Raw genomic sequence first — 16,419 nt, 5'->3', positions numbered from 1 at the left:
TTGGCTAGTTTATAAAAGGTTCCCACTGGATGCTAAAAATCAGTCCCGTCCTCGTCCCGTTTGGATTCACACTAGTTGGACATCTAATACAAATCCGTTTTCGGTATTGCTAGTTTTTGGATTACTGCTCGCAGTCACACCCTCCGCGTTCAACGAGTTCGTCGAATCCATACTGGCTCCCACAGTCGGCACAGAACACTTGCACGTCGACGAGCACTTCGGGTGAGCCGACGACTAAGTCCCCGCGATTCGCCGTGGAGTCCAGTGCACTTTCGGTGACTGCAGCGAGACGGCCACGGAGTCGCTGGACTCGTTCTGTCGGGTCACTCCGCTTTCGTTCTTTGGAGGCTCCCCGGTACGAAGTCAGATAGGTGTGAATCGCCTGATGCGAGACGAAGTCCTGTTGCAGACTATCTACATCGATACCGGCTCGTTCGAGCCGTCCACGCGCCCGCGTTCGTTCGGCACCCGTTGCGGCATCTTCAGTCAGGGCGTCGTACAACGTCTCCACTTCGCCGTTGAGGAGGTCCAACCCGGCGTCTATCGCTGCAACCTTGAGCAGTTCGTTGTTGAACACGTCTGCGAGCGTTCGAAGACTGTCGGAATCCTCGTCAGCCGTCCATCGTTCTTCAAGCTCTTCACCGAGTCCGTCTAACCCGTACGATTCGATGAGGCGGCCGACCTTCGAGTTAGTTGGATTCGGTCGATTATCAGGCATATGTGAGTAGAAAGAGAACCGCATCCATAATGGTTTCCATTACATCAATACGGGTGTAATCGAATCCGAACCATTATCTGAATCGGATTATTGTATCACGCTATGACTGTCACGAGTCGCGCTACCGGCGTTACCGTCGAAGCGCGAAACATTGGCGGAATCGAAGACACGAGTGTCGAATTCGAACCCGGCATCACGATTCTCGTGGGCCGAAATGCCACTAACCGTACTTCGTTCTTACAGGCGTTGATGGCCGCACTCGGGAGCGATACAGCATCGCTGAAGGCGGATGCTGACGAGGGCGAAGTCAGCCTGACATTCGGCGATGAGACGTACACTCGCGTCCTCAAACGACAGGGCTCGAACGTCGTTACGAGCGGTAACCCGTATCTTTCTGACCCGGAACTTGCCGACCTCTTTGCATTCCTTCTGGAGTCGAACGAGGCACGTCGTGCGGTCGAGCGAGGGGACGACCTGCGTGAACTCATCATGCGTCCCGTCGACACCACCGCTATCGAAGCGAAGATTACGCAGTTGGAGGCTGAACGCCGAAAAATCGACAGCAAACTGCGTGAGAGCGATAACATCGACCAGACCATCGCGAATCTGGAGCAGCGAGAGGCCGAACTCGACAATAAGATAGAACAGGCCCACGAGCGACTCGAAGAACTCGAAGCAGAAATCGAGACCGCAGAGCGGTCCGATGATGGCGACGACGAACTTCTTGACCAACTTAACGAACTCCGTTCGACGCTCGAAAACGTTCGTTTCCGACTCGAAACGGAGCGACAGAGTCTCGAAGCACTTCGAGACGACGAAGCAGATATTCGTGAAGCGCTCGACGAACTGCCCGACGAGACGACCGACTCTCCGGAAGAACTCGAATCTCGATTGGAGTCGCGTCGCGAGCGCGTCCGCGAACTCGAATCGCAGATGAACGAGATTCAAAACATCGTCCGCGCGAACGAGTCGATGCTCTCCGGCAGCAACACGGGTGTGGCGAGTGCGCTGCGAGACGACGAAAACGGAAACGTCACCGACCAACTCCTCGGTGACGACCAAATCGTCTGTTGGACCTGTGGCTCCGAGGTCTCACAGGAGACAATCGAAGCAACCGTCGAGCATCTTCAGGACTACCGCGCAACGCTTGCGGCGGAACGCCGGTCGGCCCGCGAGGAGATTGACGAACTCTCGTCACGAGTCGATTCCATCGAAGAGCGCCGAAACCGACGCCGAGAGCTGTCTTCCCGACTCGAACAGACAATCGCCGAACGGAAAGAGACGGCCGACCGTATCGAGGACCTCGAATCCCGGCAAGAGGAACTGCGCGAGGAGGTTGCCGCCGTCGAGGAGGAAGCCGAGGATGTCGACGACGAAACCGACGAACTGGTCGAACTTCACTCGAAAGCGAACCGCGCGGAGCTCGAATGTGACCGCCTCGAATCCGAGCGCCAGCGCGTTCGCGACCGCCTAAACGAGGCGCAGACACGGAAGGAGGAACTCGCCGAGTTCGAAGCCCGCCGTGCGGAAATCGACGACGAAATTCGAGAACTCCGGGGTCGAATTGACCGAATCGAAGCGGAGGCGGTCGACGCGTTCAACGACCACATGGAGCGCGTTCTCGACATTCTTCAATACGAGAACATCGAACGGGTGTGGATCGAGCGGATTCACCAAGAACAGACCGGCCGTGGCGCGTCCCGCGATAACCGCGAGTTCAACCTCCACATCGTCAGACAGACCGAGTCCGGGTCCGTCTACGAGGATACGGTTGACCACCTGAGTGAGAGTGAGCGCGAGGTCATCGGACTGGTGTTCGGTCTCGCCGGGTACCTCGTCCACGACGTGGCCGAACAACTCCCGTTCATGCTGCTCGACTCGCTGGAGGCAATCGACTCCGAGCGAATCGCCTCCCTCGTCGAGTACGTCCACGAACACGCCGAGTACGTTGTCGTGGCGCTGCTGCCCGAAGACGCTTCCGCACTCGACGACGCTCACGAACGAATCACCGAAATCTAACCGAGAGACGGAATCTCTCGGGATCTATTGTCCCCGTCTGTAATCGAATTCATTGGAAGTCGATGATCGTTACAGATGTATCGGTGTAATATAACTATCATACACCTGTGGTATATACCGTTCCGTCAATAGGGAGATACTCGTATTTCCCATTTGTAGACACCTATCAAATCGGTTTATATTCGCATTGGTCGGTAATGAGTTGGTATGTGCTGTCATATCTGGGGAGTCGGCATCCGTGCGTTGCACTTTGCATATATGGCAACAAATATCAAAAATATTATTACAGCGGTCTGCTGATGTGTCTATTCCTCTCAATATTATGTAGTCCTCGTGCTGGACGTAGCTTAATACTTTATTTTAGTAGCTACTATCAATAGTATAATTTGGTTGTTACTGTCTATCTATCCAATCCTTATGTGGCTGCGCAGTGAATATCTCTATATGGAACTCGACATCGGCCGGACTGGCGTTGCGATTCTCCTCGTGTTGTTCCTCATTTTAGGCGTCGAAGACGTGTACGTCTGGACTGTCTCGGGTGTTGTCCCCGGTATCGAATTCTTCGTGGCTCTCGTATTCGTTCTTGTCATCGCGTTCATTGCGATTCGAGAGGCACGAGAACACCCTCCGGCCCGGTAACTCTCCTTGCGGTCACTCTCTACTTTTCTTCCCTATGTTGCGTCGTTATCGTTCGTCTCCCTCTCTGTCCGACAGTCCAGTATTGCCCCACAGCACGCCGACCGGTACGCTGACGACTCCCGAACCAGTTTGCAGTCGCGGTACCGATAGGCAACGTCGGTACCGCAGTCACCACAGCTGAGCACATACTTTGGGTCGGTAAATCGACGAACGCGAATCGGTGCGTCGACTGACTCGGCACGTCGCCTGAATGACGGTCCATGGTCAGTTGCGCCAAACGTCTGGAACTGCTCGACGTGGACAAGTTCGTGTCGGAGCGTTGCGGCCCACTCGTCTCGGTCGAAGGACTCGAACGCCCGCCACGAAAGAGACATGGTACACGCTGGCGGTGTTGTGGTAGCACCTCCGATAGAACGAGTTGTCCAATCTATCGGCTTACCGACGGTTGTGCCATCAACGTTCGGTGTCTTTACTGCTGCTGCTCTCCGTTTTGCCCGGGTTGATACTTCCCACTGGACGAGGGTTACGTCGACGCTGAAATCGTACCTATCCACCGCACGAGTGCAGTACGCACGCGACCAGCGAACCAACTCGTCGTGCGACCCAATGACGTTGTACCCATCTGTGGACCCGCTGTCGTCGTGTGCCACGTTTCGACCCGTAGTTCGGAGTCTGGTATCATGGATGTTTTGTTCATCGTCGTGTTTCTGCTGTCTGGCGGCTGCCATATTGACCACGAGTGTTGTTGTTAGTCCAGGGGCTGCACTCACGACTAACTACGCCATAGCCCCTGCTGTTATCTCCTGTTTACTCTAAGCTGTGGAAGTACCTCTGAGCGAGGTCAAACCACTGCTTTTGATGGCTCACAATACCTGTTTTCGGCGGTATACCTGGTGTAAATGCATTCTGGCGTTCCTCGTGATAACGGATATTAAATGGCTGGTTCTACTGCTTCAGCCAATACTTACTTGCCCGATAATAAGGTATGTTGGAGTCGGTACGCTGGTATGAGCAGCGTTGCTACCCTTCGTGTCCCTGCGTCCGTGTTCGTTCTTGAAGAAGTACTCTCTCGGACCTCGGCCCTTGAAGTTTGGCCGCTCCGGTCTATTCAGGTTGACCGTGGTACCATGGCACCGTTGTTGTGGTTTCACGGTGCTGACCCCACCTCTGTCGAGCCATGGCTACGCGAGGACCCGAGTATTTCTGACCCTTCGTGTTTTTTCTCCTCGAAAAATAGAAGCGTTTACCGCGTCCACCTCAATCCGGCTACAGACGAATTTATGCGTATCTTCGTCGACGACCAGTTAAGCGTGGTTGGTGCACACGGACAAGACGGTGAGTGGGCACTGCGTGTACTGGCGGAAGACCGCGACGCACTCGGGACGTTGACCGATGTGTGGCGACGCGCCGGTCTTACGCACACTGTCGAATCTGTCGTCGACTGTGGAGATATTTCGTGCCCCACTCGATTTGGTCTTACCGAAGCACAGCATCACACACTGATGACTGCTTTTAATGAGGGCTACTACAGCGTACCGCGCAAAACAAATATAAATGAGCTCGCAAACAGATTTGGTATCTCTCATCAAGCAACGTCTCAACGCCTCCGTAGAGGCCACGAGCGGCTTGTTCAGAATACACTCCTCGAATGTTCTACGATGGAGTTTCCCTTCTGACACCTTGCAATAGCAACCAGAAGTTCAATGTCAATAACACAGAGTAGTGAACCCGGAATGGGTGCCTGAACTCGGGTGACAGACTCGCAACCCTACCTCTCACTGTGAGCGGGGCCCAGTGGAAAGCAACCTTCAAACGTACGCTCGGACCGACTGAACATCCGATGTTCCGTGCGTCCCCTTTGCATGCCGACTTCCCCGGCGTTCGACAGTGTTCGCTCAGGAGGGCAGCCATTCTTTCCGTACCAGTCACGTTACGATACGTGATTGGCTGTATCGCAACCCAATCGATACGTTGACGTGCTCAGACGAAACGTGATTACGTATCACCTATCAGACACCGCTGGCAGAAAGCGCAACATCATGAGTGAGATACTAGTTTATGAAGAATAGAAGCCAAAACGACTCCCAGTCTTCGACTCCAACACTCGACAGGCCAGGGTCTGAGGGTGGAATTGTCAACTATTGCCAATCTTTGTTGTCCCTCTGTTTCGCATATTGCAGGCGTATCCTTCGCGGACTCGCTGTACCGCTTTGGACTCGATTCAGTCAGGGATTAACTGGAGCATCAGCTATTGATTCGACGGCACCTGGGTCAGCAAGGGACGTTCGAACGGCAACCGACGGTTCTGTTACTCGTCTGAATGAGACTGACGACTGTCGCGATAGTTTGCCTCGAACTGACGACCCTGACCTTGATAATCCGCTCCTCGGCGTCGACCCGGAACTCCTCAACCCCGAGCGTCGAATCTTGCAACTGCTTATTATCGAAGGCGGTCGACTCCCGCAAGCAACGTTGGTCGAACGTACTCGTTGGTCTGACTCAACAATCAGTCGAACGCTCTGTCGAATGGAGACACAGGGTCGCATCGAACGACATCGACTCGGCCCCGGAAAATGTGTCGTCCTCCCACAGAACCGCGAGACGTGACTGCGGGACACGCGAACCGTTCGCTTTCTCGACTTCGTTCTACGTCACCTACCGTGTATTCCCCAGTTGATGCTAACCCCAACGCGTAACAATGCGGTTCGATGGTTGGCCGCAAATGTGACCGACACGAACGCGGCCGTCTCGAACACTACGGCGGACTATCAGAGCGTGAGGGTTATCGTCCCACAAAGCAGAAAGAGGAAAACGAACCGTCGCGCCCACACCAGTGAGAGGCTGATTTGACTCGCGTGCCCCAGTCCCGACGTGACCACGGCAAGCCCGACGAACACGGCGCTCACGGGGACGAACTGTCCTGTGAACATGGGCTTATTCTTTCCTCCCGGGACTATCGGTTTGTGGGTCGATACGCGCAGTTATCCCTGAGTCATTCATGATAATTTGTTGGCTTTTTCACCATTTCCTTATATGGTAGTTAGTTCACATTTACTGGTGCCATAAGCGGGGGTGCAACTGTTATACGGCCCGCTCGTGGAACGTTCTGTCTTAAGTGTGCCATCGGCGGGTTTCAAATGGTGCCACTAGTAAGTGGCTCCGCGGTAGCCGAAAAAACAGACGACAAGCACTGCAGGAACAAGTGTACAGGGCGTATCGAAGGGACTCGAACTCGATGCGGTAATGGCGGTACACATCACCCCGAAGAGCAAGACGCTGAAGTTCACCAGTTGTTTTACCGACAACTGAACACGCTCTGTGTTCAATATATCCACCTCGGAGCCCCCGTCTCCGTTGGTGGCTGTCTCAGTAGTGCATTTAGTTTCGGCCGTCTCTTCGTCGAACGTCTTCCCTGCGGTTCGGTCGCTCGTGTTCATCGAGCAGACGCAGCCTGTCTCTCGGTCGAATACCACTTGGTTCGTCGAGTCGAGATGAGGAAGGTCAAAATCATAGAGGATACTATGAATCTCCTCGTCGGTGGGGACCATCCCATCGGTCTCGTCTCGGAACCACGCTGCGAGGTCGACAGTCAGTTCGCCAATTGTGTATGGTGACTGATGGCGGTTGTTGACCAATGAAACGATGGTGTTGCGGCGCCGTGTCTCGGTAACGCCACCGAGACCAGGTCTGTCGTCGAGTGTTGGACCAGCGTCTTCTCCAGTGTCGCCTGGACCACTCGGCCCCCACGATGGTGCCATTGACACGTGCCGCTACGGAACCTATAAAAATAAAACCCGGGTGTCTCACCCCCGTGAGCGGTCGGAATCAACCTAGTTCGTGTTTGAGATAGCTTATCTGACTCATAATAATGCAGTGATAGCGTCTGCCCTCATACAGCGGCATTTGGACCGCACGACTACTATGAGAGGTACACACCGAACCCAGGCCGATGACAAGCCGTTGTCCTACTGTGACGCGATGAAATCGAACATCGTCGATGAGAGTGACCGATGAGCGAAGACATCCACATCGCCAATCCGATTCTCGGCGACGAAGAGCTCACGCGTATCGAGTCGGTCGTTGAGTCGGGAATGATTGCAGACGGTCCCGAAGTTCGTGAGTTCGAAGCTGAATTCACGGAATACTGCGGCGCTGACCACGGCGTCGCCACGTCGAACGGAACCACTGCGCTACACACGGCTCTCGAAGCCGTTGGCGTCGGTCCCGGCGACAGGGTCCTCACGACACCCTTCTCGTTTGTTGCAACGGCGAACGCAATTCGCTTTACGGGAGCGGAACCGGTGTTCGCGGACATCGACCCTGACACATTCAACGTTGACCCTGACCACGTCGAGGAGACACTCGAATCCCTCGATGGCGACGTTGAGGCAATGGTCGTTGTCCACCTCTACGGCCTGCCGGCCCCGATGGACAGACTCCGTACCATCGCTGATGAGTACGACGTGACTATCGTCGAGGACGCGGCACAGGCACACGGTGCGATGTACTTCGACACGCCGGTCGGTTCGCTCGGTGATGTTGCGAGCTTCTCGTTCTACCCGACGAAGAACATGACCACCGGCGAAGGTGGTATGGTCACTACCGACGACGAAGACATCGCAGCACGTGCGGCAAGTTTCATCAACCACGGCCGCGAGTCCGACGGCTACCGGCACGTCTCGCTCGGCCACAACTTCCGAATGACGAGCATCGCCGCCGCCATGGGTCGGTCTCAGCTCGACCGACTTCCCGGGTTCGTCGAGGCTCGCCGTGAAAATGCGGCACGTCTCGATGAGTTCCTTGCGGAGACGGCGGCTGTCACACCGACGGTTCCCGATGGCTACCAGCACTCCTACCACCAGTACACGATTCGCGTGGATAACCGCGATTCAGTGACTGAACAACTCGACGAATACGGTGTCGGGTACGGAATCTATTATCCGCGCTGTATCCACAACCAACCTGCCTACGACGACGTAGACGCGAGTGTGCCCGTCGCAGAACAGGTTTCCGAGCAGGCGCTTTCGATTCCAGTCCACCCTGCCCTCAGTACGGATCAAATCGAACGGGTTGGGACCGTTCTCCGGGATGAGGTAACTATCACTCCGCCCGCAGACGCTTCTCGTTCCACGATGGAGGTGACCAATGACTAACAATACCGTGAACGCCGGTGTCATCGGCGTTGGAAGCATGGGCCAAAACCACGCTCGCGTGTACGACGAACTGTCGGAGACGAATCTCGTCGGCGTCTTCGATGTCGACAATGACCGTGCTGAAGCCGTGGCCGACAACTACGAGACAACCGCTTGTTCGATGGAAGACCTCCTCGACACGGCGGATGTCGTTTCGGTCGCCGTCCCGACGCAGTTCCATTATCAGAACGCCAAGCGTGCACTCGAATCGGACGTTCACGTCCTCGTCGAGAAGCCGTTTGTCGACGACCCTGCTAATGGACAGGAACTCATCGATATTGCAGATAACCGTAACCTCGTATTGCAGGTCGGGCATATCGAACGGTTCAACCCCGCAGTACAGGTCCTCCGTGATTTCGCCGGTGAACTCACCATCCGCGGCATCTCGACTGAACGACTCGGCCCGCCGATCGACCGTGCCATCGACGACACGGTCATCATGGACCTGATGATTCACGACCTCGATATCGTCTTGGATATTGTCGACAGCGAAGTCGATTCGTATAACGCGGTCGGAACGCCCGACTGCCGTTACGCCAACGCGAACCTCCGGTTCGATTCCGGGGTGACGGCGTCGCTCACGACGAGTCGCGTCACCCAAGAGAAAGTCAGAACTCTCACCATCTCTGCGGCAGAGTGCCGAGTGAAGGTGGACTACATCGACCAGAATATCGAGATTCACCGTTCGTCGGTTCCCACGCATATCGACGGTGGGTCGCCCGTCCGTCACCGTCATAAGAATCTCGTCGAGACGCTGAACGTCGATCAGGCCGAACCTCTGATGAGTGAGCTTCGGTCGTTCGCTAACGCCGCGAAGACGGGTTCAAAACCGGTCGTCGACGGAGAGCAGGGGCTCCGAGTGCTGGAGTTGACGAAAGCGCTCGATGAGGAGGCCCAGTCTGACACTGATAGCACGCGTGAGGTGGTTGCCGGAGCGAGGTGAGATGGTTGTTGGTCGTTGGGTGTTTCTTACTTCATGACCGTACATGGGTGGACTTCAGTGAGGCTCTCGACCTCTCTGTCAGACATATGTTTGAAATCAGACAATCGTGATGTCTGCTGATTATGTGTGGTTAAACCGCCTGAAACAGTTGCTAAACTGATGGGATTCCCTTAGTGATGTGCTAAACGGTTCACAACAGTTCGGACTATCCGGAACGAAGTCCGCGATTTATTTGGGGTCGAAATAACGGTTGGAGCGAGAATGTCCACCCAGGTCAACAGTCCTGACAATTCGCTCATCGACCAACAAGTGACCACGGACGAGCAGAAACAAGAACTCGGAAAGGACGAGATATACCATCTTCTTCAGAATGAACGCCGTCGAAACGTGCTCAAATACTTGCGTGACTGTGAAGGCTCAGTTCAAATGCGAGATATCGCAGAACAAGTCGCTGCGTGGGAACACGATACGACGGTGCAGGCGCTTATGTCCGACCAGCGCCAGCGCGTGTACATCGCTCTGTATCAAGCACACCTGCCGAAGCTAGACGAACAGGGTGTTATTGAGTATAACCAAAGCCGAGGCATCGTCAAGAAGAATCCACTCGCAGACGAACTCATCAAGTACCTTGAGAAACCGGAAGACGATACCGACGACGATACTTCCACCACTGGCCGTCCGTGGGGAACATACTATCTTGCTGTTTCTGGGATGAGTGCTCTTCTTATCGGCGGTTCGGGTCTCAACCTTCCTGTGGTTGGCTCGCTACCTCATCTGTTTATTGCTCTTGCAGTCATGAGCGTCTATACGGCGCTTACTTTCTGTCAGGTCATGGACGACCTCAAGATGGCTGACGACAAATAGCGTCCTACTGCACTGCATCCTTGTATCCTGAATCACTCGTCCAGTTCAAACTGTGTATGCTGTGTGATTTGGTTGTGGTCGACGAATTTCATTGAACCCTTGATGTTCTCTGTCATCGGCTTTTTCTCTTCTATCTGCCGTGAGATTCATATTGGTGAAGCAAAGTCTATCAAATAATACACAACTGAATCCCATGAATACAGCCACGTGCTCCCATATCAGTCGAGACTCGGACAGAGTTGCCCCGCAAACCACTGTGAGCGGAGCGACTCAGTGTCTCGCTTTCAGTGGCTACACCCACCTAGAACTCCGGTCCTGTGATGATGTCTCGAACTAAGGCCCTTCTTCTGGTGACTGTGTTCGTAGCCGTCGCGGCTATCGTTCCTGTGGCCGTTGCTGGTTCGAACGACACCACCGACCACGAGGTATTCGTCGAAGGGGAATTTACGGATACGGTTCCGGCTAAAGAGACGGGTAGGTCAACGTTCCTTTGGGAGTCGCAACCAAACACGCTCGTGGTGAGATTTAATGCCTCTAACGAGTCGAGCTTCTACAAGGTATGCGTGCAAAACGAAACTGGCCAGACAGCCGCCTGTCAGTACAAGGAGCTGAACCCCAGTAACCGAACCGCGACGTTTGACTACGACAATCTCTCTTCGTTCGAGGGTTCAAACAACATCACGGTCGTCCTCTGGGATGAATTTCCGGCGGAGCCCAAGAAACTCGGCACCGACACCATCAACATCTCGATTATTCGGAAGGATGGCGACATCGACGGCGACAAACTCACGAACGCAAACGAGTTGGCGAACAATTCGTCGATGTTTCTCATGGACACCGACAACGACAGCCTCGGAGATGGCGCTGAAGTAATAAATTACGGCACATCACCAGCGAAAGCTGATACTGACGCCGATAACTTGACTGACGCTGCCGAGTTGTCCAGGTCGCTGTCACCGACTGACCCCGACACCGACGACGACGGCATCCCCGACGGCGTCGAAGTCGAGCACGGGTCGCCGCCAAAGGATGCGACCGCTGATACCGACGGCGACGGGCTTAGCGATTCGTATGAGTACAAACACAACAGTAGTTTCGTCGATGCCGATACGGACGGTGACGGGTTGAGCGACGGTTTTGAGACGAGACTGGGAACGGAAACGAGCGACGGTACGACGACGCCGATGCTCTTGTTCGCTAGTGGGACGCTCTTCGGTATCCTCACGGTCTGTGGGCGATGGTTCTTCGCCTCGTCGCGGTACCAGTTGGAGGGGACAATCTCGTCGTGGTTCTCGAAGATTGAGTCGCTCTTTGCGGTCATCGTAACGGTGGTGCCTGGATTTGAACCTGAATCCGACCCTGCCCCGGAGTCTAACTCTGAATCGGAGTCCTCCCCGTCTCGTCCGTCTGCCGCACAAAAATTCGACCGACTCGAATCTCAGCAGGCGTCACAGCGAACTTCGACCGGTGAAGAAAAAGTACTCAAACTGCTCCGGGAGAACGACGGGTGGGTCTATCAGAGCACAATCGTCGAACGAACGAACTGGTCAAAATCCAAGGTCAGTCGATTACTCTCGAAGATGAGCGACAACGGGATGGTAGAAAAGATCAGCGTCGGACGGCAGAATATCGTCGCCGAGGCGGGGGCGATGCCCGAGGGTGCTAAATCACCGTTTGACGAGTGATTGTTCGGTGGTTTCGGCCGACGCGGTCGTCACAATCTCAGTCTGTGAGTCTCGTTTGGATGCCGGTACAGACAGTGTAGAGAAGTCCGGGAAGCTGCCGCAGGCCGGGTGTCTGACCAGCGCGAAGGTACGCGAGTCCGCGGTTGAACCGACCTTCGCGCAGGTAGAGCGAGGCGAGTGCGTACTGATGTATCCCCGTGACGTCGTATCCACGCGTTTCTAGTTCGACAACGTCCTCGGCGAACGTCCGCAGGTAATGGGTGTTCGCCTGCCGGACTGAATCTGCACTCGGCCCTCCGGAGGGATACCGTCGTAAGAGGGGTTCGTCGATGTAAGCGAGTTTCCCCTGTTTGAGCACGCGAATGAGGAACTCGGTGTCCTGATACCGGTCGAACGATTCGTCGAAACCGCCGATTTGGTCCACGACATCGGAGTCGACGATGAGTGTCGACCCGGCGCTGGTGTGGAGATTCTCCATGAGGACCTCTTTGACGAGTTCTTCGCCGCCTTCTCTCCCCTCCTTTGCGCTGTGGAGTCCCACGAATGACTTGATTCGTTCCCAGACGGGATTAGCCCCTTCGTCGTCGATGAGGGTTGTTCCACAGTAGGCGGCGACCCATTCACTGGACCGCTGTTCTAACGTCTCTACCTGCCGTTCGAGTTTTGTCGGTGCCCACTCATCGTCGGAGTCGAGAAGCGCGATATAGTCACCCGTCGCGACCTCGATTCCGGTGTTGCGGGCGGCGCTTCCGCCGCGGTTCGTCTCGTGGGCGAGGTAGGTTACTCGTGGCTCGTCGTACGAGGTTACCACTGTTTCCGTGTCGTCCGTGGAGGCGTCGTCGATGACGATTACCTCGACATCCGACAGCGTTTGGTCGAGAGCGCTGTCGATGGCGCGCGGGAGGACTTCTGCTCGGTTGTACGTGGGAATGATGACGCTCACTGTCGGCATCGAGTATCGACTGTTACTCCGCGTTGGAGTTGCTTTATTATCGGTCTGGTAACAGCATCTGTCGACGAAATCGCAGCTACGCTCGTGTGATTTCGCTCGGCAAGGAGTCGACTACAGCCCTGTAGCTTGTGACCTCCCTGACAACAAGTGGATACGTGAGTACCAAGCGTGAGAATTCGCAGTCAATCGTTTTTCGCGCGTGCACTCGTGTCCCGTTTTGATGTGGCCCTCGTCTGTTGTTCCGCATTATCCGGCTGATAAGCAGTATCTACGTACACGATAATAACGAGGGGTGGGTGTGATGTCCCGTCTGGGTTGGAAATGGACATCTCAACACGAGCACTGAAACGCGCCAGTATTGCCCTCCTCGTCGCCCTTCTGATGACGACGGCCGGTTGTTCGTCACCCGCTGGGGATGACACTGGTGAGACACACACCAACGCAACCACCGTCGAAACGACGGGAGTAGTCACGACTACTTCGCCGGCGACCGCCGATACGACCGACTCGGATACGACCACTTACAATGAATCGACAGACTCGGGCGGAAACGAGTCCACGTCGAACACGACCACCACGTCGAATACGTCGAACACGTCGAATATCGACGCGGCGTACACCGAGCAGATGGACGTGACGCTCCCAGGGAACTCGATTGGAAGCAAGCGAGCGTCGGCTAACTGACGCTCCTCATTCGTTTATTATGTACGTGAATCACCGGACAACAAGCGGCCAGCGACTGATGCGCTGTCAGGGCGCGCGCATTGTGAAGTCAATGAGAGGTCATGACGCGCACACTGAGCAGTCAAGTACACGGTTTCAGAGTGACGCGGGAGGCGTGCGCCGATGAACCGGAATATGGTCACCGCGTTTCTCTCTATCGCCGGGGGGCGCATCTTCATCGTGCTGTCTTCGGTGGTCCTGACGCCGATTTTTATTACGACTCTGGGTTTCGAACTCTACGGGCGCTACAGCACCCTCACCGCAGTGTTCGGTATCTCAACTATCCTGATGAGTTCAGGTATCAACAGCGGTGCTAAAAAGTACCTCGCCGAAGAACGCCCGTTCCACAATTGGAAGACGCACGTATTCGGCTACTACTTTCGTCTCGGGACCGTCCTTGCGGTGTTGACGGCGGTCGCGTTCGCCGCTGCAGCCAGCTTTGGTCTCGTCTCTCAGTATCTCGGTCAGAAGTACGTGATCGGATTCTATGGGTTGGCCGGGCTGACCATCGCGACACAGTTCCGTGAATACTCCCGTCGCTCCTTGATGGGTCTCAAGCAAGAGCACCGCTCGGAGCCGCTGCGTGTGCTCAACAAGGTCGGCACCCGAATCACACTCATCGGTATCGCCTCCCTCGGATTCGAGATTGGGGGACTGATGGTTGGTCTCATCGTCGTCAACACGCTCGTCGCGTTGCTCGCGCTGTGGTGGCTCCGAACCAGTATCTCGCTTCGCGGCGTATTCTCTACGACACCGGAGGGATTCCCGACCAAGGAGCTGTTTAATTTCAACCATCTGTCGGTGGTTTACATGCTGTTTCTCACGTCGATGTACCACGTCGACGTGCTGATGCTCGCGTCGTACGTCACTGAGACGCAAGTTGGATACTATAAGTCCGCGCTGGTCATTAGCCAACTCCTCTGGGTAATTCCCCGCTCGATTCAGTCGATGCTCATTCAGTCTGTTTCCGACCTCTGGGCCGAAGACCGCATCGACCAGATCAACGAGATTGCGTCGCGGGTCACGCGCTATGGAATGCTCATCGTCCTCCTGTTGTCGCTCGGACTGGGGGCGCTGGCGAAGGACTTCGTCCCGCTTTATCTTGGCGACGGGTCGATGCCGGTCGTCACACCGCTTCTTATTCTCCTGCCGGGGACTATCGGATTCGCAGTTGTCAGACCGATTCTCACGATTAGCCACGCGAAAGGAGACATGAAGCCGCTCATCGCCGCAACCGGTGCTGCGGCGATGCTGAACCTCGGGTTGAACGCGTTTTTGATTCCGCGATACGGCATTATCGGTGCGGCAATTGCAACGACAACCGGCTACTCGTCACTTCCGGTTTTTAATCTTCTGAGCGCTCGACACATCGGATTCAAGCCGTTCTCGGATGCTCGACTCGGTCGTGTGGTCGCAACGGGATTCATCGCTGGCGTTCCTATCGTCCTTCTCTCGATGACCATCCAAAACAGTCTCACCGCCCTTATCGTCGTCCCACCGACGGGGCTTCTCGTTTTCGTGACGGTGGCGTTTATGATTGGTGCGGTCAGCGTCGACGAGGCGCTGGACGTGATGGAATCGCTTCCCGGTTTTGTGGGGCCGTACGCCGCTGCCGCGCGAGCACGCCGGGACGGCACCAGCGACGATAGGACACCGTCACGGGAGCAGGCGTCGTGGAGTAAGTGGAACGAGAATACGCTCCAGCGTATCCTTCTCATCTTCGGTGTCCTCCTTTCGATTTCGGGGGTCGCACTCGCCGTGGGCGTCCCCGGAGTCGATATTGGTCCGTCTCTTGACGGCGACTCTCCAGTCCCCGATGTAAATACTCCAGTCCCCGTTACGGACACGCCGATACCGGTTACAACCGATGCCCCGGCGACCGAAACCGCCTCCCCAACACCGACTGGGTCAGCTACGGACTCGCCGACGAATTCGACGACGACAACCGAGTCCGACGACGGCGGAGGATGGTTCTTCGGTGGTGGTGACGATGATGACGACGATGACAATGACAATGCACCGAGTCCGACAACCACGACGAACACACCAGGTAATAACACAACTACAGCAGTCACACCTGGGAACAACACGACGACGGAGACACCGACGAACAACACGACGACAACGACGGCGGAGACACCGACGAACAACACGACGACAACGACGACGGAGACACCGACGAACAATACGACGACAACGACGACGGAGACACCGACGAACAATACGACGACGACGCCGACTGACACGCCGGAAAACGGCACAACGACGCCGACTGACACGACGACGCCGACTAACACGCCGACGAACGGTACGACCACGACAACAGATACGCCCGCCGAGACGACGACAACGACAGCAACGACGACGGACACGCCGGAAAACGACACAACCACAACGACGACCGAAACGACGACAGTCACGTCAACAGCCTCGACGACAACTGAGACATCGACAGAGACGACGACCACAACGACTCGGTCGACTGAGACACCGACAGACGGGACGACAACCAGCGAGAACACGAGTTCAACCAACGACGGGCCGGCACTGTTGATGGTCCAGTCGATGTCTCTGGTCGATTGGCTGGGTTCACTGTGGACGCCAACGAGTGGGATTCCGTTGTTCCATTCGGCTCTTTTCGTCGGTGTTGCCGTACTCGCTGGTCGAAACGCACTCTAGTGGCC

The 16,419-nt window shown here is 55.6% G+C and carries 15 protein-coding genes; 10 read left to right on the top strand and 5 right to left on the bottom strand.

All coding sequences use genetic code 11. The annotated features are described in order from the left end of the window. Positions 1-121: 121 nt before the first annotated feature. The gene (gene rdfA, locus HFX_RS17535) at positions 122-718 is read right to left on the bottom strand and encodes a rod-determining factor RdfA (protein WP_004060965.1); all 597 of its coding nucleotides are present in this window, start codon (positions 716-718) and stop codon (positions 122-124) included. Between the two features lie 102 nt (positions 719-820). Between rdfA and HFX_RS17530 the strand changes: the two genes are divergently transcribed. Together HFX_RS17530 and HFX_RS17525 are read left to right on the top strand one after the other, a co-directional pair. Then, a complete protein-coding gene (locus HFX_RS17530; protein WP_004060966.1) occupies positions 821-2,737 on the top strand; it encodes an archaea-specific SMC-related protein in 1,917 nt (638 codons plus the stop codon). Between the two features lie 444 nt (positions 2,738-3,181). Then, the gene (locus tag HFX_RS17525; protein WP_014732770.1) at positions 3,182-3,376 is read left to right on the top strand and encodes a hypothetical protein; all 195 of its coding nucleotides are present in this window, start codon (positions 3,182-3,184) and stop codon (positions 3,374-3,376) included. 32 nt (positions 3,377-3,408) lie between these two features. On the opposite strand, the gene HFX_RS17520 is transcribed toward HFX_RS17525, so the two are convergent. Beyond that, a complete protein-coding gene (locus HFX_RS17520) occupies positions 3,409-4,026 on the bottom strand; it encodes a SprT-like domain-containing protein (RefSeq protein ID WP_049917572.1) in 618 nt (205 codons plus the stop codon). Positions 4,027-4,311: 285 nt separating this feature from the next. On the opposite strand from HFX_RS17520, the gene HFX_RS20575 reads away from it, so the two are divergent. After that, a complete protein-coding gene (locus HFX_RS20575) occupies positions 4,312-5,052 on the top strand; it encodes a helix-turn-helix domain-containing protein (protein ID WP_320066531.1) in 741 nt (246 codons plus the stop codon). A 670-nt stretch (positions 5,053-5,722) separates the two neighbouring features. Then, the gene (locus HFX_RS17510; protein ID WP_004060970.1) at positions 5,723-5,983 is read left to right on the top strand and encodes a helix-turn-helix transcriptional regulator; all 261 of its coding nucleotides are present in this window, start codon (positions 5,723-5,725) and stop codon (positions 5,981-5,983) included. A 161-nt stretch (positions 5,984-6,144) separates the two neighbouring features. Here HFX_RS17510 and HFX_RS19835 read toward each other — a convergent pair whose 3' ends face one another. Both HFX_RS19835 and HFX_RS17505 read right to left on the bottom strand, forming a co-directional pair. Next, positions 6,145-6,306 (bottom strand): hypothetical protein, encoded by a 162-nt coding sequence (locus tag HFX_RS19835; RefSeq protein WP_155844701.1) that lies wholly within the window; start codon positions 6,304-6,306, stop codon positions 6,145-6,147. A 216-nt stretch (positions 6,307-6,522) separates the two neighbouring features. Continuing rightward, entirely contained in the window at positions 6,523-7,134 is a 612-nt protein-coding gene (locus HFX_RS17505; protein ID WP_004060971.1) for a DUF7344 domain-containing protein, read from the bottom strand. Positions 7,135-7,386: 252 nt separating this feature from the next. Between HFX_RS17505 and HFX_RS17500 the strand changes: the two genes are divergently transcribed. The 4 genes from HFX_RS17500 (at position 7,387) to HFX_RS17485 (ending at position 12,060) form a co-directional block, all read left to right on the top strand. Beyond that, the gene (locus HFX_RS17500) at positions 7,387-8,529 is read left to right on the top strand and encodes a DegT/DnrJ/EryC1/StrS family aminotransferase (protein WP_004060972.1); all 1,143 of its coding nucleotides are present in this window, start codon (positions 7,387-7,389) and stop codon (positions 8,527-8,529) included. Further along, entirely contained in the window at positions 8,522-9,511 is a 990-nt protein-coding gene (locus HFX_RS17495) for a Gfo/Idh/MocA family protein (protein WP_004060973.1), read from the top strand. Before HFX_RS17500 ends, HFX_RS17495 begins: the two co-directional genes overlap by 8 nt. Positions 9,512-9,772: 261 nt before the next feature. Further along, positions 9,773-10,375 carry a DUF7344 domain-containing protein gene (locus tag HFX_RS17490; RefSeq protein ID WP_004060974.1) on the top strand — a complete coding sequence of 201 codons (603 nt, stop codon included), beginning with the start codon at positions 9,773-9,775 and terminating at the stop codon, positions 10,373-10,375. A gap of 563 nt (positions 10,376-10,938) precedes the next feature. Further along, positions 10,939-12,060 carry a helix-turn-helix transcriptional regulator gene (locus HFX_RS17485; RefSeq protein WP_231512969.1) on the top strand — a complete coding sequence of 374 codons (1,122 nt, stop codon included), beginning with the start codon at positions 10,939-10,941 and terminating at the stop codon, positions 12,058-12,060. A 37-nt stretch (positions 12,061-12,097) separates the two neighbouring features. Here the strand turns inward: HFX_RS17485 and HFX_RS17480 are convergent, their stop codons facing one another. Further along, positions 12,098-13,012 (bottom strand): glycosyltransferase family 2 protein, encoded by a 915-nt coding sequence (locus tag HFX_RS17480; RefSeq protein WP_004060976.1) that lies wholly within the window; start codon positions 13,010-13,012, stop codon positions 12,098-12,100. A gap of 321 nt (positions 13,013-13,333) precedes the next feature. Here HFX_RS17480 and HFX_RS17475 point away from each other — a divergent pair, with 321 nt between their 5' ends. Next, positions 13,334-13,696: a hypothetical protein gene (locus tag HFX_RS17475; RefSeq protein WP_004060977.1), complete on the top strand. Its 363-nt coding sequence runs from the start codon at positions 13,334-13,336 to the stop codon at positions 13,694-13,696. A gap of 162 nt (positions 13,697-13,858) precedes the next feature. Further along, entirely contained in the window at positions 13,859-16,414 is a 2,556-nt protein-coding gene (locus HFX_RS17470) for an oligosaccharide flippase family protein (RefSeq protein ID WP_231512970.1), read from the top strand. The last annotated feature ends 5 nt before the right edge of the window (positions 16,415-16,419 follow it).

The organism is Haloferax mediterranei ATCC 33500 (assembly GCF_000306765.2).
GTDB classification, from domain to species: Archaea; Halobacteriota; Halobacteria; order Halobacteriales; family Haloferacaceae; genus Haloferax; species Haloferax mediterranei.
The sequence above is the reverse complement of the archived record's forward strand: the minus strand, read 5'-3'. Positions and strand labels throughout refer to the sequence as shown.